Annotated in this window: 23 protein-coding genes, 1 tRNA gene and 1 riboswitch; of the genes, 17 read left to right on the top strand and 7 right to left on the bottom strand. The window is 69.8% G+C overall.

Annotation, left to right across the window (positions count from 1 at the left end; translation table 11 throughout):
* Positions 1–183: 183 nt before the first annotated feature.
* Positions 184–1,512, bottom strand: a complete 1,329-nt coding sequence (locus tag ACGF2V_RS19665; RefSeq protein ID WP_362620723.1) for a nicotinate phosphoribosyltransferase — start codon at positions 1,510–1,512, stop codon at positions 184–186.
* A 79-nt stretch (positions 1,513–1,591) separates the two neighbouring features.
* On the opposite strand from ACGF2V_RS19665, the gene clpS reads away from it, so the two are divergent.
* The 6 genes from clpS to ACGF2V_RS19635 all read left to right on the top strand — a co-directional run bounded on the left by clpS (position 1,592) and on the right by ACGF2V_RS19635 (position 5,181).
* Complete coding sequence (gene clpS / locus ACGF2V_RS19660; RefSeq protein ID WP_073783381.1) at positions 1,592–1,906, top strand: ATP-dependent Clp protease adapter ClpS; 315 nt, start codon at positions 1,592–1,594, stop codon at positions 1,904–1,906.
* A gap of 195 nt (positions 1,907–2,101) precedes the next feature.
* Positions 2,102–2,686, top strand: coding sequence for a DUF2017 domain-containing protein (locus tag ACGF2V_RS19655; RefSeq protein ID WP_362620722.1), 585 nt, complete (start codon positions 2,102–2,104; stop codon positions 2,684–2,686).
* Between the two features lie 368 nt (positions 2,687–3,054).
* Positions 3,055–3,486: a M67 family metallopeptidase gene (locus ACGF2V_RS19650; protein ID WP_362620720.1), complete on the top strand. Its 432-nt coding sequence runs from the start codon at positions 3,055–3,057 to the stop codon at positions 3,484–3,486.
* A gap of 123 nt (positions 3,487–3,609) precedes the next feature.
* Complete coding sequence (locus tag ACGF2V_RS19645) at positions 3,610–3,735, top strand: putative leader peptide (RefSeq protein ID WP_362707371.1); 126 nt, start codon at positions 3,610–3,612, stop codon at positions 3,733–3,735.
* A gap of 163 nt (positions 3,736–3,898) precedes the next feature.
* On the top strand, positions 3,899–4,231 hold the full coding sequence (locus tag ACGF2V_RS19640) for a MoaD/ThiS family protein (RefSeq protein ID WP_362620716.1): 333 nt from the start codon (positions 3,899–3,901) through the stop codon (positions 4,229–4,231).
* Positions 4,231–5,181 (top strand): cysteine synthase, encoded by a 951-nt coding sequence (locus ACGF2V_RS19635; RefSeq protein WP_362707373.1) that lies wholly within the window; start codon positions 4,231–4,233, stop codon positions 5,179–5,181. The genes ACGF2V_RS19640 and ACGF2V_RS19635 overlap by 1 nt, the downstream gene beginning before the upstream one ends.
* 178 nt (positions 5,182–5,359) lie before the next feature.
* Here ACGF2V_RS19635 and ACGF2V_RS19630 read toward each other — a convergent pair whose 3' ends face one another.
* The gene (locus ACGF2V_RS19630) at positions 5,360–5,863 is read right to left on the bottom strand and encodes a type II toxin-antitoxin system PemK/MazF family toxin (RefSeq protein WP_362707376.1); all 504 of its coding nucleotides are present in this window, start codon (positions 5,861–5,863) and stop codon (positions 5,360–5,362) included.
* A gap of 191 nt (positions 5,864–6,054) precedes the next feature.
* On the opposite strand from ACGF2V_RS19630, the gene ACGF2V_RS19625 reads away from it, so the two are divergent.
* Entirely contained in the window at positions 6,055–6,804 is a 750-nt protein-coding gene (locus tag ACGF2V_RS19625; protein ID WP_362620712.1) for an MBL fold metallo-hydrolase, read from the top strand.
* Positions 6,805–7,039: 235 nt separating this feature from the next.
* Here ACGF2V_RS19625 and tnpA read toward each other — a convergent pair whose 3' ends face one another.
* On the bottom strand, positions 7,040–7,456 hold the full coding sequence (gene tnpA / locus ACGF2V_RS19620) for an IS200/IS605 family transposase (protein ID WP_362620711.1): 417 nt from the start codon (positions 7,454–7,456) through the stop codon (positions 7,040–7,042).
* Positions 7,457–7,482: 26 nt separating this feature from the next.
* Between tnpA and ACGF2V_RS19615 the strand changes: the two genes are divergently transcribed.
* Entirely contained in the window at positions 7,483–8,700 is a 1,218-nt protein-coding gene (locus ACGF2V_RS19615; RefSeq protein WP_362707379.1) for an RNA-guided endonuclease TnpB family protein, read from the top strand.
* A gap of 15 nt (positions 8,701–8,715) precedes the next feature.
* On the opposite strand, the gene ACGF2V_RS19610 is transcribed toward ACGF2V_RS19615, so the two are convergent.
* Positions 8,716–10,026 carry a PTS transporter subunit EIIC gene (locus ACGF2V_RS19610; RefSeq protein ID WP_362620707.1) on the bottom strand — a complete coding sequence of 437 codons (1,311 nt, stop codon included), beginning with the start codon at positions 10,024–10,026 and terminating at the stop codon, positions 8,716–8,718.
* A 222-nt stretch (positions 10,027–10,248) separates the two neighbouring features.
* Here ACGF2V_RS19610 and ACGF2V_RS19605 point away from each other — a divergent pair, with 222 nt between their 5' ends.
* The 4 genes from ACGF2V_RS19605 (at position 10,249) to rdgB (ending at position 12,700) form a co-directional block, all read left to right on the top strand.
* On the top strand, positions 10,249–10,482 hold the full coding sequence (locus ACGF2V_RS19605; RefSeq protein ID WP_362620705.1) for a PTS glucose/sucrose transporter subunit IIB: 234 nt from the start codon (positions 10,249–10,251) through the stop codon (positions 10,480–10,482).
* Positions 10,483–10,811: 329 nt separating this feature from the next.
* A complete protein-coding gene (rph, locus tag ACGF2V_RS19600) occupies positions 10,812–11,549 on the top strand; it encodes a ribonuclease PH (protein WP_362620703.1) in 738 nt (245 codons plus the stop codon).
* Positions 11,550–11,651: 102 nt separating this feature from the next.
* Positions 11,652–12,044 carry a hypothetical protein gene (locus ACGF2V_RS19595; RefSeq protein WP_362620701.1) on the top strand — a complete coding sequence of 131 codons (393 nt, stop codon included), beginning with the start codon at positions 11,652–11,654 and terminating at the stop codon, positions 12,042–12,044.
* Positions 12,045–12,097: 53 nt separating this feature from the next.
* Positions 12,098–12,700, top strand: a complete 603-nt coding sequence (gene rdgB / locus ACGF2V_RS19590; protein ID WP_362620700.1) for an RdgB/HAM1 family non-canonical purine NTP pyrophosphatase — start codon at positions 12,098–12,100, stop codon at positions 12,698–12,700.
* A gap of 50 nt (positions 12,701–12,750) precedes the next feature.
* Here the strand turns inward: rdgB and ACGF2V_RS19585 are convergent.
* A tRNA-Leu gene (locus tag ACGF2V_RS19585) sits at positions 12,751–12,826 on the bottom strand.
* Between the two features lie 159 nt (positions 12,827–12,985).
* Entirely contained in the window at positions 12,986–13,453 is a 468-nt protein-coding gene (gene bcp, locus ACGF2V_RS19580; RefSeq protein WP_362620698.1) for a thioredoxin-dependent thiol peroxidase, read from the bottom strand.
* A gap of 127 nt (positions 13,454–13,580) precedes the next feature.
* Here bcp and ACGF2V_RS19575 point away from each other — a divergent pair, with 127 nt between their 5' ends.
* From ACGF2V_RS19575 to ACGF2V_RS19565, 3 genes are all read left to right on the top strand, one after another.
* The gene (locus ACGF2V_RS19575) at positions 13,581–13,901 is read left to right on the top strand and encodes a DUF3618 domain-containing protein (RefSeq protein WP_362620696.1); all 321 of its coding nucleotides are present in this window, start codon (positions 13,581–13,583) and stop codon (positions 13,899–13,901) included.
* A gap of 100 nt (positions 13,902–14,001) precedes the next feature.
* Positions 14,002–14,304 (top strand): co-chaperone GroES, encoded by a 303-nt coding sequence (locus tag ACGF2V_RS19570; RefSeq protein ID WP_362620859.1) that lies wholly within the window; start codon positions 14,002–14,004, stop codon positions 14,302–14,304.
* A 241-nt stretch (positions 14,305–14,545) separates the two neighbouring features.
* Positions 14,546–14,609, top strand: a riboswitch (guanidine-III (ykkC-III) riboswitch).
* Between the two features lie 40 nt (positions 14,610–14,649).
* Positions 14,650–14,970: a multidrug efflux SMR transporter gene (locus ACGF2V_RS19565; RefSeq protein ID WP_362620694.1), complete on the top strand. Its 321-nt coding sequence runs from the start codon at positions 14,650–14,652 to the stop codon at positions 14,968–14,970.
* Here the strand turns inward: ACGF2V_RS19565 and ACGF2V_RS19560 are convergent.
* Positions 14,964–17,615, bottom strand: a complete 2,652-nt coding sequence (locus tag ACGF2V_RS19560) for a transglycosylase domain-containing protein (RefSeq protein WP_362707382.1) — start codon at positions 17,613–17,615, stop codon at positions 14,964–14,966. The two genes, ACGF2V_RS19565 and ACGF2V_RS19560, sit on opposite strands and share 7 nt — an antisense overlap.
* Before the next feature lie 170 nt (positions 17,616–17,785).
* Between ACGF2V_RS19560 and ACGF2V_RS19555 the strand changes: the two genes are divergently transcribed.
* Together ACGF2V_RS19555 and ACGF2V_RS19550 are read left to right on the top strand one after the other, a co-directional pair.
* A complete protein-coding gene (locus ACGF2V_RS19555; RefSeq protein WP_362620691.1) occupies positions 17,786–18,586 on the top strand; it encodes an ABC-2 family transporter protein in 801 nt (266 codons plus the stop codon).
* On the top strand, positions 18,579–19,448 hold the full coding sequence (locus tag ACGF2V_RS19550; RefSeq protein ID WP_362620689.1) for an ABC transporter permease: 870 nt from the start codon (positions 18,579–18,581) through the stop codon (positions 19,446–19,448). The genes ACGF2V_RS19555 and ACGF2V_RS19550 overlap by 8 nt, the downstream gene beginning before the upstream one ends.
* Positions 19,449–19,566 lie beyond the last annotated feature (118 nt).

The following is a 19,566-nucleotide window of genomic DNA, read 5'->3' as shown; positions in this document are numbered from 1 at the left end:
AATCGAGCCTAAGGGCTGTCCCGTGATCCCGGACGCCGCACGCCCGCCAGGGATTACGGGAGAGCCCTTCGGGACTCGGGAGCGGCCGGGGGAGGGCGCGGCAACCCGTGCGGCCTGCGTGGCAGGGGCGCCGTCCGTGGCCGGAGCGGCGCCGCCCCCCGGCCACGGACGGCGCCCGCTCCGTCACACGAACTCGGTCGGGATCACCGGCTCGCCCCGGGACAGCTGCGCCGCGGACATCGGCAGTGCCGCCCGCGCCGCGATGTGCCGCTCGCGCGCCGCGTCCAGCGGTTCGCGGGCGACCACCTCGCCGCCCCTGACCAGCTCGACCAGCAGCTGCCGGTCGGCGAGATCCGCCGGTACGGGGCCGGTGCCGACCACCTCCGCCTCGGCCACCCCGCTCTCGTCCAGCCGACGCGCGGCCCACTTGCGACCGCCCGTCGACGACTTCGAACCGAGCGACTTCTTGGCGACCGGACGCAGTGGCTCCGCGGCGTCGGCCGAGTCCGCCCGGGCGACCAGCTTGTACACCATCGAGCACGTGGGGTGCCCGCTGCCGGTCACCAACTGCGTGCCCACCCCGTATGCGTCGACCGGCGCCGCGGCCAGCGAGGCGATCGCGTACTCGTCGAGGTCCGACGTCACCACGATCTTCGTCTCCGTCGCCCCCAGCTCGTCCAGCTGCTGCCGCACCCGGTGTGCGACCAGCAGCAGGTCCCCGGAGTCGATCCGCACCGCGCCCAGCTCCGTCCCCGCGACCTCCACCGCTGCGCGGACCGCCTCGGCCACGTCGTACGTGTCGACCAGCAGGGTCGTGTCCCGGCCCAGCGAGTCGACCTGGGCCCGGAACGCGTCGCGCTCGGTGTCGTGCAGCAGCGTGAAGGCGTGGGCGCTCGTCCCGACGGTCGGGATGTGGTAGCGGAAGCCCGCCGCCAGGTCGGAGGTGGTGTCGAAGCCGCCGACGTACGCGGCGCGCGCGGACGCCACCGCGGACAGCTCGTGGGTGCGACGCGCACCCATCTCGATCAGCGCGCGCCCGCCCGCCGCCACGGACATCCGGGACGCCGCCGCGGCGATCGCCGAGTCGTGGTTGAGGATCGACAGGATCACCGTCTCCAGCAGCACGCACTCGGCGAACGAACCCTCGACCCGCAGGATCGGCGAGCCGGGGAAGTACACCTCGCCCTCCTGGTAGCCCCAGATGTCACCGCTGAAGCGGTAGTCGGCCAGCCAGGCGAGCGTGGGCCCGTCCACGATGTTCCGCTCGCGCAGGAACGTGAGTATCTCGTCGTCGAAGTGGAAGTTCTCCACCGCGTCCAGCACCCGCCCGATGCCCGCGACGACGCCGTAACGCCGCCCTTCCGGCAACCGGCGGGTGTACGCCTCGAAGACCGAGTGACGGTCCGCCGTGCCGGCCTTCAGCGCGGCCTGCACCATGGTGAGCTCGTACTGGTCGGTGAAGAGCGCGGTCGACGGCACGCCGACCCGTCGGCCAAGGTCCGCAGAGTTCATGTGCCGGATGCTACCCCTATTTCGTCAGAGTGACGAGATGTCGGGGTCGTTTGTGCGCCGTCCCCTCCCGGGTGGCAGCATGGGAGAGGTGAGCGTCGCCCCTACAGAGATCGAGCGTCCCGAGTCGGCCGAGGAGAGCGTTGTCGTCCCCGAGCCCGATGTCCCCTGGGTGACGCTGGTCCACAACGACCCGGTCAATCTCATGAGCTATGTGACCTATGTCTTCCAGGCGTACTTCGGGTACCCCAAGGACAAGGCGCACAAGCTGATGCTGGACGTCCACCACAAGGGCCGTGCCGTCGTCTCCAGCGGCAGCCGCGAGGAGATGGAACGCGATGTCCAGGCCATGCACGGATACGGGCTGTGGGCCACCCTCACCCAGGACCGCGGATAGTGCCCTCCCCGCGGACAGCGCCTTACGCGCGGGCGGTGCCTCCCGTGCAGCCGGTGCCTTGCGCGCGGGCGGCGCCCTCCGCAGGGACAGCGTCCTTTCCGCGGCTGGTGCGTCCCTTGCGGCCCCTGCCCTCCCGTAGCGTCCATCCGGCAAGCCCGAGCCCCGCCCCGCCCGAACCATCATCGGAGTAAACCCATGGCCGGCCACTTCGAGGCCACCCCCGACGGCGGCGCGGCCGTCGCACTCGACGAGGTGGAGATCGCGATCCTGCGCTCCCTCGCCGTCCAACTGCTGGAACTCGTCGGTCCCGGCGACGAACCCGCCGAGGGCGCGGACCCGCTCGCCGCCCTCTTCGCCGAGGGTCCCAGCGAACGGCCCGACGACCCCGCCCTGGCCCGCCTCTTCCCCGACGCGTACGGCGACGACGACAGCGAACTGCGCTCCGCCTCCGCCGAGTTCCGCCGCTTCACGGAGAACGACCTGCGCGCCCGCAAGCGGGACGACGCGCTCACCGTCGTCCGCACCCTCGACGCCCTGTCCGTCGGCGGGGACGGCGGCGCCGTGCTCACACTCACCGGCGACGAGTGCCGCAACTGGCTCGGCGCTCTCAACGACCTCCGGCTCACCATCGGCACCCGCCTGGAGGTCTCGGACGAGGACGAGGGCGGGGCCGATTCGCTCTACCGGCTCCCCGACAGCGATCCGCGCAAGCCGATGGTCATGGCCTACCTCTGGCTCGGCGCCCTCCAGGAGACCCTCGTGGAGACGATGACGCCGTAACGGGCACGGCGCCCTCCCCGCGCCCTGTCGGCCGCTCGCCGCACGTCCCCGTCACCTACTTGCCGTGCCCTTCGTCACCTGAACGGCCGCCTCCGTGTCACCGGGCGTCCCCGCCCGATGCCGGCGCAGATGAGGATCAGTCGGCGTCACCGCGGGCGAGTGGGCACGGCCACGGGACGACGGCGTTCCGGACCGGTCGCAGCCCGGACGCGGGACGCCCATCGGCTGCCGGTTCGGACCGGTCGCAGTCGGCCTCGGGGCGCCCCGCCCGCCGGTCCGACCGGCCGCCACTGTTCACAATGTCCACGATGCGGGCCCCGTCGTACCACTTCTCGATACGGTGCGGCGGGCATGCCTATCCTGGCGCCATGCTGACCATCACCCAGGCGCTCTACGACCAGATCGTCGCGCACGCCCGCGCCGACCATCCCGACGAGGCGTGCGGCGTGGTCGCGGGCCCCGTCGGAACCGGCCGCGCCGAGCGGTTCATCCCCATGCTCAACGCCGCCCGCTCGCCCACCTTCTACGAGTTCGACTCGGGCGACCTCCTCAAGCTCTACCGGGAGATGGACGACCGGGACGAGGAGCCGGTGATCATCTACCACTCCCACACCGCGACCGAGGCGTACCCCTCGCGCACCGACATCACGTACGCCAACGAGCCCGGCGCCCACTACGTCCTCGTCTCCACCGCCGACACCGACGACGCGGGCCCCTTCCAGTTCCGCTCCTACCGCATCGTGGACGGCGAGATCGCCGAGGAGGACGTCCAGGTCGTCGAGGCGTACGAACCCGCCTGATCCGGCACCCGGCGGGGTGGACGAGGCCGGTCGCGCCCGGCCCCGTCCATCTGTCGAGCACCATCCATCCAGCAGGTGAGATCACACTCTTATTCGTCGACCGGGAATCGATACGATGACCGCATGGTTCCCCCTGACGTGAGCGACAAGACGCCGGGCATGCTGCTCGTCGCGCGGCTGCACGTCGACCTGTGCAGGCTCTCCAGCGCGATCTGTACGAACCGCCGGCCCGACGGCCGCAGGGCCTGAACCGGGGGCTCTCCGCCCGAGGACCCGGTCACGACCCGATGCCCCCGCGCGCGGGCCGAGCCGCCCCCCCGCACCACCGCCACACCCCCGCTCCTCCCCTTTCTCCGTTCTCCGCTCCCTTTCTCCGTTCTCCGCTTCCGAGCTTCCGACAGGAGCCCACGCCATGGCCATCGAGGTCCGCATCCCGACCATCCTCCGCACCTACACCGACGGCGCCAAGGCCGTCCAGGGCAACGGAGCGACCCTCGCCGACCTCCTCACGGACCTCGACAGCCGCCACAACGGCATCCGTGAGCGCATCGTCGACGGCGACGAGCTCCGCCGCTTCGTGAACGTGTACCTCAACGACGAGGACGTCCGCTTCCTCGACGGCATCTCCACCGAACTCAGCGACGGCGACAGCATCACCATCCTCCCTGCCGTCGCCGGAGGGGCCGCCGGGGCGAAGCCGCGCCCGGTCGAAGCGGTGGTCGGGCGGCAGGCAGGAATGCGCTGATGCGGTACGACAGCCCGCTCGCCGCGGTGGGCAACACCCCGCTCGTCCGCCTGCCGCGGCTGTCACCGTCCGAGGACGTCCGGATCTGGGCCAAGCTGGAGGACCGCAACCCCACTGGCTCGATCAAGGACCGCCCGGCGCTCCACATGGTCGAACAGGCGGAGAAGGACGGCAGGTTGACCCCGGGCTGCACCATCCTGGAGCCCACCAGCGGCAACACCGGCATCTCGCTCGCCATGGCGGCCAAGCTCAAGGGCTACCGCATCGTGTGCGTCATGCCGGAGAACACCTCCCAGGAACGGCGCGACCTGCTCGCCATGTGGGGCGCCGAGATCATCTCCTCCCCGGCGGCGGGCGGCTCCAACACCGCCGTACGCGTCGCCAAGGAACTGGCCGCCGAGCACCCCGACTGGGTCATGCTCTACCAGTACGGCAACCCCGACAACGCGGGCGCCCACTACGCCACCACCGGCCCGGAGATCCTCGCCGACCTCCCGTCCGTCACCCATTTCGTGGCCGGTCTCGGCACTACCGGCACCCTCATGGGCGTCGGCCGCTACCTGCGCGAGCACAAGCCCGACGTCAGTATCGTCGCCGCCGAACCGCGCTACGACGACCTGGTCTACGGGCTCCGCAACCTCGACGAGGGCTTCGTCCCCGAGCTCTACGACGCCTCGGTCCTCACCACCCGCTTCTCCGTCGGCTCGGCGGACGCGGTCACCCGCACCCGCGAACTGCTCCAGCAGGAGGGCATCTTCGCGGGCGTCTCCACCGGTGCCGCGCTCCACGCTGCCATCGGAGTCGGACAGAAGGCGGTCAAGGCGGGGGAGAGCGCCGACATCGTCTTCGTCGTCGCCGACGGCGGCTGGAAGTATCTGTCCACGGGTGTCTACACGGCCCCCACGACCGAGGCCGCCATCGAAACACTGCACGGCCAGCTCTGGGCGTAGGGACCGGACCCGTACGGGACCGGTTGTCGGGCCGTCCCCGTACGAACCGGTCGTCGGCCCGGTCCCGCACGGGCCCGCCATCGGTCGTGGCAGCCCGTCGTCGGTCGGGGCCCGCCGCCGACCTTCCGTCCGTACGCCTACCAACGCTTCGCCCGTCTCGTGAAGCCGGGGCGAAGCATCACCCCAGCTTCCGGACCCGCTCCCACACCTCCGGGTCCACGACCCCCACCCGCCGTCGGAACACCCGCACGGCGACTTCCCGCAACTCGTCCGTCTCCAGGAAACTCGCCCGCCCCCGCGCGTCCCCCACCGCCCCGGCCGGCAGCGCGACCACGCCCGGCCGACCCCCGTGGTTCTTGCTGGTGATCTTCGCGACGAGCGCCGAGCCACCCCGTACCCGCAGCACCAGACAGGGCCGGTCCTTCGCCCCGGGCCCGTCCTCGTACGGCACCTCGGCCCACCAGATCTCACCCGGCCGCGGCCCACGCCCCTTCTCCGGCACACGCCCCGGCCCCGCCGCAGGACGTGTCCGCCCGCCCGGACGGCTGCCCGAGCGCGCCCGCGCCGCACCATCGGAACGACCGGGCCGCCGCCCGCCCCGGCCACGCCCGTCGGCCACGGCCACCACGAGCGCGAGCAGCACGACCACGCCGAACGCGATCCACCACCAGGACATGTTCATGCCCCGACGGTACCGGCGCCCCCGGCCCTTCCGTCGAACCGGTGACAGCACAGGTGAGTTCCCCCACAACGGACGGCCGCGGAGGAGCGACCGGCGGTTTCGCACCTTACGCTCGACGGACCGCTCAACAGATCGCACGAACCCTCCCCCTTCCCGCGTCCCGGCCCCCGCGTCCCGGAGGTTCACGCTCCATGAAGCTCACCGTCGTCGGCTGCTCCGGCTCGTTCCCGTCCGCGGTATCACCGTGTTCGAGCTACCTCGTCGAGGCCGATGGCTTCAGGCTGCTCCTCGACATGGGCAACGGCGCCCTCGGAGAGCTGCAGCGCCACATCGGTCTCTACGACCTCGACGCCGTCTTCCTGAGCCATCTCCATGTCGATCACTGCATCGACATGTGCGCGTACTTCGTCGTCCGCTACTACCGATTCGGCGGCCGCGCCGCCCCGCTCCCGGTGTACGGCCCCGACGGCACCGAGCAGCGGCTGACCACGGCCCACGGCGACACCCCGTCCGAGCGGGCGATGGGCGAGGTCTTCGACTTCCACACGCTGAAGCCGGGCTCGTTCGCGATCGGCCCCTTCTCCGTCCGCGTCGAGAAGGTCTGCCACCCCGTCGACTCCTACGCCATCCGGATCGAGCACGGCGGCCGTTCGCTCACCTACTCCGGCGACACGGGGACCTGCGAAGCGCTGGACGAACTCGCCGAAGGAGCCGACCTCTTCCTCTGCGAAGCATCCTTCGCCCATGGCAAGGAGGACATCCCAAACCTCCACCTCAACGGCCGCGAGGCGGGCGAGATCGCCGCCCGCGCCGGAGTCGGACGGCTTGTCCTCACGCACATCCCGCCGTGGACCGACGCCGACCGCAACCTGGCGGACGCCCGCGCGGTCTTCGACGGTCCGGCGGAAGTGGCGGCGGCGGGCGCCGTCTACGCCATCTGAAACGTACTCCGAGGACCGCGCCCCGCGGCCTGCCGCGCCGCGCCTGCTTCGCCCCCGCCGTCCTGCCTCCTCTCCAAGCTCCTTCGTCCCGCCTCCGCCTGGACCGGACGGCAGTTTCCGAAGGTCTGCGCCGATCGGGCCCAAACGCCGTCCGACGTGCTACCGGGTCTCATCGCAGTGCACCGGGCTTCAGCCTGGTGGTGAAGCGATTCTCAGACCTGCTCCGACCCGCTGGTCACAGCGGACGGTTCTGCTGCTCGATGTACTGATGGACTGTCGACAGCGGAGCCCCGCCCGCCGACCCGGCGAAGTATGAGCCGGACCACAGCCGCTGGGCTCGCCAGTAGTGCCGGAGCAGTTCCGGGTACTCCTGGCGGAGCCTGCGGGAGCTGACGCCCTTGAGGCTGTTGACCAGCTTGGACAGGGCCACCTTCGGGGGGAAGTTCACCAGCAGGTGGACATGGTTGTTCTCACCGTTGAACTCGATCAGCTCGCACTCGAAGTCGGTGCAGACGGCGCGCATGATCTCCTCCATGCGCTTGAGGTGGGTGTCGTTGAAGACCTCGTGCCGGTACTTCGTCACGAAAACCAAGTGGGCATGGAGGGCGAAGGTGCAGTGCCTGCCTGTGCGGATGTTCTGCATGTCAGCCATGAACCAACTGTATTACGGTGATCGACGTGCAGCTTCGGTACTCCTTCCGGATGTACCCGAACGGTCCTCAGCGCTCCGCGCTGTCCAGAGCGTTCGGGTGCTCGCGGGTGGTCTACAACGATGCCCTCCGGGCTCGTGAGGCCGCCCGCGCCGCCGGGCTGCCCTTCGTGACCTCGGCCGAGTTGTCGAAGCAGGTCACGGCCGCGAAGAAGACCGAGGAACGTGCCTGGCTCGGCGAGGTCTCCGCCGTAGTTCTCCAGCAGTCCCTTCGGGACTTGGACACCGCCTGCAAGAACTTCTTCGACGGCCTTGAGGGAAAGCGTCCGAAGATGGGGCCGCCCCGGTTCAAGTCCCGCAAGGACAGCCGGCAGGCCGTACGGTTCACCGCCAACGCCCGCTGGAAGATCACCCCTGGTGGGGATCTGTCATTGCCGAAGATCGGCGACGTAAGGGTGAAGTGGTCCCGCGCCCTGCCCTCCACTCCGTCGACCGTGACTGTGATCAAGGACGCGGCCGGTCGGTACTTCTGCTCGTTCGTGGTCGAGACCGGCCCGGACGAGGCGCTGCCCGAGGCGACCGGTCAGGTCGGCATCGACCTGGGACTGTCGCACTTCGCGATCCTCTCGGACGGAACGAAGACCGACTCCCCGCGCTTCCTGCGGCGGGCAGAGAAGAAACTCAAGCGTGCACAGCAAGCCCTGAGCCGGAAGGCCAAGGGCAGCAACAACAGGGCGAAGGCCCGGCTCAGGGTTGCCCGCGCTCACGCACGGGTGGCCGACGCACGGCGGGAGTTCCACCACCAGCTCTCCACCGAGATCATCCGTGAGAACCAAGCGGTTGCAGTGGAAGACCTGGCGGTCAAGGGGCTCGCCCGTACACGCACGGCCAAGTCCGTCCACGACGCCGGATGGTCGGCGTTCGTCGCGATCCTGGAGTACAAGGCCGCCCGGTACGGGCGCACCTTCCACCGCATCGGACGCTTCGAGCCCACCTCCCAGGTGTGCTCGCAGTGCGGCGTCAAGGACGGCCCCAAGCCCCTCCACATCCGCGTGTGGGAGTGCGGGGCCTGCGGGGCCGTCCTCGACCGGGACATCAACGCGGCGGTCAACGTCGCCAAGGCGGCCGGACTGGCCGTGTCAGCCTGCGGAGCGCGGGTAAGACCGGGACTCGTCCCGGCGCAGCGCGGTGAAACAGGAACCCACCGAGACGGTCAGCCGACCGTGGTAGGAATCCCCGGCCTTTAGGCCGGAGAGCGGAAGTCAATTCGTGAGGTCCCTCTCGATCTCCTCCTCCACCTCCTCGGGCTCCCGCCCCGGGGTCTGGAGATTGAACCGCGTGATCGCGAACCGGAAGATCGCGTAGTAGACGGCGGCGAACGCCAGGCCGATCGGAATGATCAGCCACGGTTTGGTCGCCAGGCTCCAGTTGATGACGTAGTCGATCAGACCCGCCGAGAAGCTGAAGCCGTCCTTGACCCCGAGCGCCCAGGTCACCGCCATCGAGACACCGGTGAGCACGGCGTGGATCCCGTACAGCAGCGGTGCGACGAAGAGGAACGAGTACTCGATCGGCTCGGTGATGCCCGTCACGAACGACGTCAGGCCGACCGAGAGCATCATGCCGCCGACCGCCTTGCGGCGATGCGGCTTGGCGCAGTGGTAGATCGCCAGCGCCGCCGCCGGAAGGGCGAACATCATGATCGGGAAGAAGCCCGAGGTGAACTGCCCGGCCGTCGGGTCGCCGGCCAGGAACCGGTTGATGTCACCGTGCACCACCGTCCCGTCGGGCTTGGTGAAGTCGCCGAACTGGAACCAGGTGAACGTGTTCAGGAACTGATGGAGGCCGATGACCAGCAGTGCGCGGTTGGCGATGCCGAAGAGGCCGGAGCCCGCCCAGTCCAGATCCACCAGCCACTTGGAGAAGCTGGTCAGACCGTCCCCGACCGGCTGCCAGAGCCAGGCGCACAGCGCCGCGAAGAGCAGTCCGACGAACGCCATGATGATCGGTACGAGCCGGCGACCGTTGAAGAAGCCCAGCCAGTCCACCAGCTTGACCCGGTGATAGCGCTGCCAGAACCAGGCGGACAGCAGTCCCATCACAATCCCGCCGAACACCCCCGGATTCTGGTACTCGGCCGGCGTGACCCGGGCGTCCTTCGTGACACAGGTACCGGACCAGGTGCCGCCCGATGTGAACGTCGAACCCGGCGCGCAGTCCACCGGGAAGGCGTGCAGCACCGCGTAGTAGACGAGGAAGCCGGCCACCGCGGCGAGCGCCGTCGACCCGTCTGACTTCTTCGCCATGCCGATCGCCACGCCGATACAGAACAACAACGGCAGACCGAGCCCCGAATCGAGCAGCGCACCGCCCGCGGCCGCGAACACCTTGGCCACGTCGCCCCAGCCCAGACCCTCGTCACCGAACACGTCCGGCTGGCCCAGCCGGTTGAGAATGCCCGCCGCGGGCAGGACGGCGATCGGCAGCTGGAGACTGCGCCCCATCTTCTGGAGGCCCTGGAAAAAGCTGTTCCACCATGTCTTCCGCGGTGCCGCGGCACTGCTGGAGCTCATCGGTGTCCTCCCCGGAACACGGTGCGTTCGCCCGTCGGTGCACCTGGTGCAGACCGCTTGAGGCGCGGTGCGTAACCCCCCCGGCGGACAGGCCGCCGATGATCGTCATCATTGAGGATGAACGGGTCACTTGCCCGCGAAGCTGGGCCAAACGTGCGTTACGGTGACGAAACGGACCCAGGGTGGGCCGTCGCACGCACGTGAACAAGCAGGGAGAACGCCATGGCCAGCAAGGCCGAGAAGATCGTCGCCGGGCTCGGCGGTATCGACAACATCGACGAGATCGAGGGCTGCATCACGCGCCTGCGCACCGAGGTCCACGATCCCGGCAAGGTCGACGAGGCCGCGCTCAAGGCCGCCGGGGCCCATGGCGTCGTCAAGATGGGCACCGCGATCCAGGTCGTCATCGGCACCGACGCCGACCCCATCGCCGCCGACATCGAAGACATGATGTGACCGGCCGGACCGTACGCAGGACCTCCCGCGCGACCGCTCGCAGAACCGTGACCAGGACCTCCCGCACCACTGTTCGCAGAACCGTGACCAGGACCTCCCGCGAGACCTCCCGCCGAGCCCGCGTCCTGCCCGTCGGCTGAGCCCGACTGCCAGGCGTCATCACAGGCCCCGCCCCGCCCCCTGGGATTCGCCGGACGGGGCCTGTGCCTGTGCCGCACCCGGACGGGCCCGTCCGGACGAGCGCGCCCGACCGGTCCCGTACCACGCCCGACCCGGCCCCGCAGCGCACCCGAACGGGCGCCACCCCCACACCCGATAGGGTCGACACCATGTCTCGTATCGACGGCCGCACCCCCGAACAGCTCCGTCCCGTCACCATCGAACGCGGATGGAGCAAGCACGCCGAAGGCTCCGTACTCATCTCCTTCGGCGACACCAAGGTCTTCTGCACCGCCTCCGTCACCGAGGGCGTCCCCCGCTGGCGCAAGGGCAGCGGCGAAGGCTGGGTCACCGCCGAATACTCCATGCTGCCCCGCTCCACCAACACCCGCGGCGACCGCGAGTCCGTACGCGGCAGGATCGGCGGCCGCACCCACGAGATCAGCCGGCTCATCGGCCGCTCCCTGCGCGCCGTCATCGATTTCAAAGCCCTGGGCGAGAACACCATCGTCCTCGACTGCGACGTCCTCCAGGCCGACGGCGGCACCCGCACCGCCGCCATCACCGGCGCCTACGTCGCCCTCGCCGACGCCGTCACCTGGGCCCAGCGCAAGAAGCTCGTCAAGCACGGCCGCAAGCCCCTGACCGGCACCGTCTCCGCCGTCAGTGTCGGCATCGTGGACGGAACCCCCCTCCTCGACCTCTGCTACGAGGAGGACGTCCGCGCCGAGACCGACATGAACGTCGTCTGCACCGGCGACGGCCGCTTCGTCGAGGTCCAGGGCACCGCCGAGGCCACCCCCTTCGACCGCAAGGAACTGGGCACCCTCCTCGACCTCGCCACCGCGGGCTGCACCGAGCTCACCGCCCTCCAGGTCGAGGCCCTCGCCCGCACGTCGGGCGAGTGAGGAAGCAACCACACACGCACCACAACGCGTCGTTACGAGCACGGGCGCACGGGTCGAACCGTGCGCCCGTCCGCGTATCCGCACCCGGGGAGGAATCGCACCATGGCCGCTCGCCACCGCCGCACCACCGTCGCGCTGACCCTGACCACCCTCGCCCTCACTCTCGCCGCGGCGACCGGCTGCGGCGCCGTCGACAAGGCGCTCGACTGCGTACGCACCGCCGATGCCATCGCCACCAGCGTCGACAACCTCCAACAGGCCGCCTCCAACGCCTCGAACGACCCCACCCAGGCGTCCGAAGCCCTCGACCGGATCGAGAAGGAGCTGGGCCGGCTCGGCGACACGACCGGCGACGCCGACCTCGGCAAGGCCGTCGACCACCTCGAAACCGCCGTCGGCAACGTCCGCGACGCCCTCAAGAAGGGCGATGCCGCCCCCGACGTCAGCCCCGTCGTCGACGCCGCCACGGAGATCGGCAAGATCTGCACGCCCTGACCGGTCGTGACGCGCTGAACGGCCTCCACGCGCCACCCCCGATACTGGGGGACATGACCCGTCTCATCCTTGCCACCCGCAACACCGGGAAGATCAACGAACTCCACGCGATCCTCGCCGACGCCGGTCTCGACCACGAACTCGTCGGCGCGGACGCGTATCCCCACGTCCCGGACGTCAAGGAGACCGGCGTCACCTTCGCGGAGAACGCCCTTCTGAAGGCCCACGCCCTGGCGAAGGCCACCGGCCACCCGGCCATCGCCGACGACTCCGGCCTCTGCGTCGACGTCCTGGGCGGCGCCCCCGGTATCTTCTCCGCCCGCTGGGCCGGCACCCACGGCGACGACCGGGCCAACCTGGAACTGCTCCTGGCCCAGCTCTCCGACATCGACGCCCGCCACCGCGGCGCCCACTTCGCCTGCGCGGCGGCCCTGGCCCTCCCCGACGGCACGGAACGCGTGGTCGAGGGCCGCCTCACCGGCACCCTGCGCCACACCCCGTCCGGCACCAACGGCTTCGGCTACGACCCGATCCTCCAGCCCGACGGCGAGACCCGCACCTGCGCGGAACTGACCCCGGCGGAGAAGAACGCGATCAGCCACCGCGGCAGGGCGTTCCGGGACCTGGTGCCTGTGGTGCGGGAGCTGGTGGGGTGACGACAGGGGCCGTCACCATGGGAAGGAAGGTGACGGCCCCTTTTCGGCTGTGGGCCCGGTGGGACTCGAACCCACGACACACCGGACCTAAACCGGCGCCCTCTTGGCCAGCTGGGGTACGGACCCGCGCGCCCCACTCTACTGTGCGCGCCCGTGCCGCTTCGAGAAGGATTCGGTCGCGGTGGGGTCATCGGGCAGCGGGGCATCGGTCGCCGGGGCCGGACGCCGTGGATCCGGTCCCGGGATCGGTTCCACGGCGTCCGGTCCCGGGATCGGATGTGAAGGTCAGATGCCGAGGTCCTTGATGATCTTGGCTACGTGGCCGGTGGCCTTGACGTTGTAGAGGGCCCGTTCGACCTTGCCCTCCTCGTCCACGACGATCGTGGAACGGATGACTCCCGTCACCGTTTTTCCGTAGAGCTTCTTCTCTCCGAAGGCGCCGTACGCCGTGAGGGTCTCCTTCGAGGGGTCGCCGACCAGGGTGACCTTGAGGTTTTCCTTCTCGCGGAACTTGGCGAGCTTTTCGGGCTTGTCGGGGGAGACGCCGATGACGTCGTACCCGGCGTCGGCGAGCAGCTCCAGGTTGTCGGTGAAGTCGCATGCCTGCTTGGTGCAGCCGGGGGTCAGGGCGGCCGGGTAGAAGTAGACGATGACCTTGCGGCCCTTGTGGTCGGCGAGCGAGATCTCGTTGCCGTCGGCGTCGGGGAGGGCGAAGGCGGGGGCGGTGTCGCCGGGCTGGAGTCGCTCGCTCATGGTTCTCCTCGGGTGGCGCGTGCGGTGTACGGGACCGAGCGTAATAGGGGTGCCGCCGGGTGCGTGGGCGGGCGAGCTGACAGACTGTCGATGAAGATTGACGGACGAGGACCACGGAGGCGGCGCGGTGTCGGATGCCAGGACCCCTGCGCAGATCGAGGCGGACATCATCAGCAGGCGTGAACAGCTTGCGGTGGTGCTCGATGAGATCGGGGTGCGGGTGCACCCGAAGACGATCATGGACGACGCGAAGGCCAAGGCCGCCGAGGCGGTGGACCGGACGGCGGGTCGGGCTTACGTCGCGGTGAACCGGGCGGTCTCGGACGTGAAGGCTCAGTTCGTGGCCGAGGACGGGGCGCCGCGACTGGAACGTGTCGTGCCGGTGGCGCTGCTCGCGGTCGGCGTCGTGGGGCTGATCGCGACGTCGAGGAAGCGCCGGAAGAACTGATGCGGCGGTCTGTGCACCCCGGAGGCGTGCGGTGCGGCGTCGGACAGGTAGGTTGCGGGTCGTGAGTGAGAAGAACACCGACGACAAACTGCCCATCCGCATGTTGCACGACCGTGTGCTGGTCCGGTCCGATGCGCCGGAGGGAGAGCGGCGTTCGGGCGGCGGGATCCTGATTCCGGCGACGGCCGCGGTCGGCCGTCGGCTGGCCTGGGCCGTGGTGGTCGCCGTGGGCCAGAACGTGCGGACGGTGGAGCCGGGGGACCGGGTGCTGTTCGACCCCGAGGACCGTGCGGAGGTCGAGGTGCGTGGTGTGGCGTATGTGCTGATGCGTGAGCGGGACCTGCACGCGGTGGCGGCGGACCGGTTCGAGGGAACCGAGGATTCGACCGGGCTGTATCTGTAGCGGGCGACCTGTAGCCCGTGGTGTCGGGCCCGTGGTGTCCGGCCCGTGCTGTCCGGTCCGCGTTGTTGCGCCCGCGCTGTTCGTGATCCGTACGGTCCCTGAGCCGTAGGGTCTGCGGTCCGTGCTGTCCTTGGCCTGTGCTGTTCTTGAGCCGTGCTGTCCTTGGTCCGTGGGGTGCGGCGCGCGCGGGGGCGAGTGTCGAGTGGGCCCGGTGACCGAGGTCACCGGGCCCTTTGTATGTACTTTGCTACGGTGGGCCTACCCGACGAGACGCGCCGTACCGGGATTCGCAAAGACGACGCACCCCCTGTTGTTCACGTGTTCTGTCCCGTCGGAGGTGTCGTCGTGGCGTGGGTTTTGCTGATACTCGCCGGTCTTCTGGAAGTGGCCTGGTCGATCGGAATGAAGTACACCGAGGGCTTCACGAAGCTGTGGCCGAGTGTGTTCACCGGATTCGGAATCGTGGCGAGCATGGTGTTGCTGTCCCATGCGGCGAAGACGCTGCCGATCGGTACGGCGTACGGGGTGTGGGTCGGCATCGGGGCGGCCGGGGCGGCGGTGCTCGGCATGGTGGTGCTGGACGAGCCGGTGACCGCCGCCCGGATCTTCTTCGTCTGTCTGCTGCTGGTGGCCGTCGTGGGGCTGAAGGCGACTTCCGGTCACTGACGCGCTGCGGTGGTGCCATGGGGTGGTGGCGGGTTCGTTGGCGCGGGCGTGGCCCGGGGGGTGTGCGGGGCCGGGGGCGCGGGCGTGGCCCCGGTGCCCGGGCGGGGGGCGTGGTTTCCGCCGTCGTCGCCCTTGCCGCCAGGACCGTTGTCGGCGCCGCTCCCGTTTCCGGTCCCGTGCCCGGCCCCGGTGCCGGCTGCGGAGCCCTTCTCCGTTCCGCCGTTGGCGGGTGGTGTGCTGCTTCCGGGCTTCTGCGGTGTGGCGGGCGGGGTGGGGCCGCGGTGCGCCGGTGGGCCGTAGAGGTTGTCGTACGGCCTTCTGGTGCCGTACCTCTCGTCGTCGTACGGCCTTCTGGTGCCGTACCTCTCGTTCTCGTACGAATCGGTCTCCCACTCGGCGTACTCGAGGTCTTCTTCGTCGAAGCCGCTTTCGAGGTGGAGGTCGAAATTCTTGGCCGTGCTGTTGAGCAGTGCCGCGCCGGTGTACTGGCCCCAGATCTGGGCGGGCGGGCCGCCGCCGCTCATGCGGGAGAGTCCGAGTGCCCCGTAAAGCGACTTCTGCGTACCGGTCTTGGGATCCTGGCCCATGACCGCGATGACAGTGGCGAGGTCGGGGGTGTAGCCGGCGAACCAGGCGGCCCGGTCCTCCTCGGCGGTGCCGGTCTTGCCCGCTGCTGGGCGGCCGGCGGACTGGGCGGCGGTGCCGGTGCCGTCCTCGACGACGCTCCGGAGCATCCAGGTGGTGGTGTCGGCGGCTTCGCGGGGCACGGCCTGCCCGGTGCTCCTGCCGGGCAGGGTCAGGTCCTCGCCGTCCTTGCTGACCTTGTCGACGAGGAGGTGCGCATGGTGCACGCCGTGGTTGGCGAGGGTGGCGTACGCCTCGGTCATGTCGAGGACGCTGGCGGTGGCGACGCCGAGGGCGATGGACGGTGAGGCGGTGAGGTCGGGCGTGTTCTTGGGGATGCCGAGGGCGACAGCGGTCCGGCCGACCTTTGCGGGGCCGACGTCCTGGGCCATCTGGGCGTAGACGGCGTTGACGGACCGGTCGGTGGCGGAGCTCACGGTGATGCGGCCGTAGCTGCGGTCGTCCTCGTTGGCGGGGGCGTAGCCGGTGGGGCCGTTGGGGCCCTGGACCATGCGTTCGGTGGTGCCGTCGTAGATGGTGGCGGGGGTGATGCGGTGGCCGCCCCGGGTGGTGGAGTCGTTGGCGACGGCGGAGGCGAAGACGAACGGTTTGAAGGTGGAGCCGACCTGGTAGTCGCGGCGGGTCGCGTTGTTCACGTACTGCTTGGTGTAGTCGACGCCGCCGTACATGGCGACGACCCGGCCGGTGGCGGGGTCGATGGACGCACCGCCGACGCGGACGTAGCGGTCGATGTCGCGCTGGGTGCTGGTCTGGGAGGTGACGTTGTCGTCGACGGCCTTGACGAGGGCGTTCTGCTTCTTCTTCTCCAGGGTGGTGGTGATCCGGTAGCCGCCGGAGGCCAGGGTGTTCTCGTCGATGACGCCGTGGGCGGTGAGGTAGTCGTCGATGGCCTGGACGATGTAGCCGCGCTGTCCGGAGAGCCCGGTGGGCGGCTTGACCTTGCCGGGTGCGGGGAACTTCATGGCGGCCCGTTCGGCGGGGCTGATCCACTTCTCCTTGGCCATGCCGTCGAGGACGTAGTTCCAGCGTGCGAGGACCGCGGCCCTGTTCTCGGGGTGGACGACGACGTCGTACGCGCTGGGGGCGTTGAGCAGGGAGGCGAGGTAGGCGCCCTGGGCGGTGGTGATCTGCCCGATGTCCTTGCCGTAGTAGGCCAGGGCGGCGGCCTGGATGCCGTAGGCGTTGCGGCCGAAGTAGCTGGTGTTGAGGTAGCCCTCCAGGATTTCGCTCTTGGACTGTTCGCGGTTGAGTTTGACCGCGATGAAGAGCTCCTTGGCCTTACGGAGGACGGTCCGTTCCTGGCCCAGGTAGTAGTTCTTGACGTACTGCTGGGTGATGGTCGATCCGCCCTGGGTGCCCTTGCCGGTGAGGGTGTTCCAGGCCGCGCGGGTCATGGCCTTGAAGTCGATGGCCCGTTCGGAGTAGAAGTCGCGGTCCTCCGCGGCGAGGACGGCGCGCTGGACGGTGACCGGGACCTGGGAGAGCTTGACGTTCTCCCGGTTGACCTTGCCGGAGCGGGCGATGACGCTGCCGTCCCGGTAGAGGTAGACGTTGGACTGCGCGGTGGCGTTGGCATTGGCGGCCGGGATGTCGACGAGTTGGTACCCGGCGATGAGGCCGCCGATCAGGAGCAGGGCCGCGAGCAGCAGGGCGCCGAGGGCGGTGCGCAGGGCGCCGACGAGCCGGCGTCGGCCAGTCGGCTCGGGGCGTCCGTCCTCGTTCGGCTCGTCGGTGCCGCCGTTGTGCTCTCCGCTGTTGTGCTGTCCGCTGTTGTGCTGTTCGGGGTCGTGCAGTCCGGGGCCGGCGTTGCCGGTGGTGTCGTTCCTGCCAGCAGTGACAGCGGTGCCAGCGGTGTCAGTGGTGTGCGCGGATTCAGCAGTCTCGGTGATGCCGGTGGTGCTCGAGATGCTGGTGCTGCTCTCGGTGCGGGCGGACGGGGCCCCGGAGGGCCGGTTGCCGGGTTCGTGTCTCCCGCTCGGCTGCTGTGGCTCGTCGCTCATGTCGATGCAGACTCCTCGGCCGCGGTCACTTCCCCCATAGTGCACTTTTCTGGGCAATACGCATCGGATCGACCGCCGAAAAGCGCTCGCGGTGACCGCCCGCATGGGGCTAATGTCATGCGCTTTGGTGCCTGACGGTGGCTCGGCACCCGGGTGACGGGAGCGATGCTGTGCGGTTGTACGCGGTGGTCGCGGCGGGCGGGTTCCGGCGCTACGCCACTTATCGGACCGCCACGGCGGCGGGAGTGTTCACCAACACCGTCTTCGGTTTCATCATGGCCTACACCTTTGTGGCCCTGTGGGACGAGCGTCCGCAGCTCGGCGGCTACGACCTGCCCCAGGCACTCACCTACGTGTGGCTGGGGCAGGCATTGCTGATGACCTGCGCCATGATGGGCGGCGGCTTCGAGGACGAGCTGATCGAGCGTATCCGGACCGGTGACGTGGCGGTCGACCTCTACCGGCCCGCGGATCTCCAACTGTGGTGGATGGCGAGTGACTTGGGTCGTGCGGCATTCCACCTGCTGGGCCGCGGCGTGGCGCCGATGCTGCTGGGTTCGCTCGCCTTCGAACTCGCCCTGCCGACCGCGCCGGGGGTCTGGGTGGCCTTTCTCGTCTCGGTGGCGCTCGGTGTCGTCGTCAGTTTCGCGATCCGCTATCTGGTGGCGCTCTCCGCGTTCTGGCTGCTGGACGGGGCAGGGGTATCGCAGATGACGTCCCTGGCCGGGTTGTTCTTCTCCGGGATGCTGCTGCCGCTGACGCTGTTCCCCGGGGCGCTGGGCGAGGTGGCGCGGGTGCTGCCGTGGTCGTCGCTGCTCCAGGTGCCGGCCGATGTGCTCCTCGGCAAGCACACGGGGTGGGGGCTGGTGGAGGCGTACGCGTTCCAGGGCGGCTGGGCGCTGGCGCTGCTGCTGGTGGGGCGTTTGGTGCAGTCGGTGGCGACGCGGAGGGTGGTGGTCCAGGGTGGCTGAGACGGTGGGAAGGGCCGAGGCGGACCGGACAGCGGTGGTGTTCGTCGAGCGGTCGCGGTTTGTCGAGGGGGTGCGGGCGTACGGGCTGATCGCGATGATGTGGCTGCGCTCGACCATGGCGTACCGGGCCTCGTTCGCGATGACGGCGTTCGGGAACTTCGCCGTGACGGCCTTCGACTTCGTCGCGATCATGCTGATGTTCTCGCACGTCGACGCGCTGGGCGGTTACTCGCTGCCGGAGATCGCCCTGCTGTACGGGGCCGCGGGCACCGCGTTCGGTCTCGCCGACCTCGTGATGGGCTCGATGGGCCGGCTGGGGCGGCGGGTGCGTGACGGCACGCTGGACACACTGCTGGTGCGGCCGGTGCCGGTGCTGGCCCAGGTCGCGGCGGACCGGTTCGCGCTGCGCAGGCTGGGGCGCATCACACAGGGTGCGCTGGTGCTCGGGTACGCGCTGGTGGTGCTGGACATCGGGTGGACGCCGCTGAAGGCGGCGATGATCCCGTTGATGCTGCTGAGCGGGGCGGCGATCTTCTCGGCGGTGTTAGTGGCCGGGGCGGCGTTCCAGTTCGTCGCGCAGGACGCCTCCGAGGTGCAGAACTCCTTCACGTACGGCGGGAACACACTGCTCCAGTACCCGCCGTCGATCTTCGCGAAGGACCTGGTGCGCGGGGTGACGTTCGTGGTGCCGCTGGCTTTCGTGAACTGGCTTCCCGCGCTGTACGTGCTGGGCAGGGAGTACCCGCTGGGGCTGCCGGAGTGGGTGGCGTTCCTGCCTCCGGCGGTGGCGGCGCTGTGCTGGGTGGGCGCGGGCCTGGCCTGGTGCAAGGGCCTGCGCGCGTACCGCAGCACGGGCAGTTGACCGAGACGCAGGGCGGGGCGGAACGAAGGGCGAGGGGCGGGCCGACGCACGAGGGCGAGGACGAGGGGCGAGGGGCGAGACATGTGAGGCAGGAGCGGTACAGGGCGGACGCGGACGC

This window comes from Streptomyces sp. NPDC047982, assembly GCF_043204165.1.
GTDB lineage: Bacteria > Actinomycetota > Actinomycetes > Streptomycetales > Streptomycetaceae > Streptomyces.
This window is presented reverse-complemented; position numbering and strand designations above follow the sequence as displayed.

Bases quoted from the DNA above. Each gene is read 5' to 3' on its own strand.
- ACGF2V_RS19665 (WP_362620723.1), bottom strand. From the start codon at position 1,512: ATGAACTCTGCGGACCTTGGCCGACGGGTCGGCGTGCCGTCGACCGCG.
- clpS (WP_073783381.1), top strand. From the start codon at position 1,592: ATGGGAGAGGTGAGCGTCGCCCCTACAGAGATCGAGCGTCCCGAGTCG.
- ACGF2V_RS19655 (WP_362620722.1), top strand. From the start codon at position 2,102: ATGGCCGGCCACTTCGAGGCCACCCCCGACGGCGGCGCGGCCGTCGCA.
- ACGF2V_RS19650 (WP_362620720.1), top strand. From the start codon at position 3,055: ATGCTGACCATCACCCAGGCGCTCTACGACCAGATCGTCGCGCACGCC.
- ACGF2V_RS19645 (WP_362707371.1), top strand. From the start codon at position 3,610: ATGGTTCCCCCTGACGTGAGCGACAAGACGCCGGGCATGCTGCTCGTC.
- ACGF2V_RS19640 (WP_362620716.1), top strand. From the start codon at position 3,899: ATGGCCATCGAGGTCCGCATCCCGACCATCCTCCGCACCTACACCGAC.
- ACGF2V_RS19635 (WP_362707373.1), top strand. From the start codon at position 4,231: ATGCGGTACGACAGCCCGCTCGCCGCGGTGGGCAACACCCCGCTCGTC.
- ACGF2V_RS19630 (WP_362707376.1), bottom strand. From the start codon at position 5,863: ATGAACATGTCCTGGTGGTGGATCGCGTTCGGCGTGGTCGTGCTGCTC.
- ACGF2V_RS19625 (WP_362620712.1), top strand. From the start codon at position 6,055: ATGAAGCTCACCGTCGTCGGCTGCTCCGGCTCGTTCCCGTCCGCGGTA.
- tnpA (WP_362620711.1), bottom strand. From the start codon at position 7,456: ATGGCTGACATGCAGAACATCCGCACAGGCAGGCACTGCACCTTCGCC.
- ACGF2V_RS19610 (WP_362620707.1), bottom strand. From the start codon at position 10,026: ATGAGCTCCAGCAGTGCCGCGGCACCGCGGAAGACATGGTGGAACAGC.
- ACGF2V_RS19605 (WP_362620705.1), top strand. From the start codon at position 10,249: ATGGCCAGCAAGGCCGAGAAGATCGTCGCCGGGCTCGGCGGTATCGAC.
- rph (WP_362620703.1), top strand. From the start codon at position 10,812: ATGTCTCGTATCGACGGCCGCACCCCCGAACAGCTCCGTCCCGTCACC.
- ACGF2V_RS19595 (WP_362620701.1), top strand. From the start codon at position 11,652: ATGGCCGCTCGCCACCGCCGCACCACCGTCGCGCTGACCCTGACCACC.
- rdgB (WP_362620700.1), top strand. From the start codon at position 12,098: ATGACCCGTCTCATCCTTGCCACCCGCAACACCGGGAAGATCAACGAA.
- bcp (WP_362620698.1), bottom strand. From the start codon at position 13,453: ATGAGCGAGCGACTCCAGCCCGGCGACACCGCCCCCGCCTTCGCCCTC.
- ACGF2V_RS19570 (WP_362620859.1), top strand. From the start codon at position 14,002: ATGTTGCACGACCGTGTGCTGGTCCGGTCCGATGCGCCGGAGGGAGAG.
- ACGF2V_RS19560 (WP_362707382.1), bottom strand. From the start codon at position 17,615: ATGAGCGACGAGCCACAGCAGCCGAGCGGGAGACACGAACCCGGCAAC.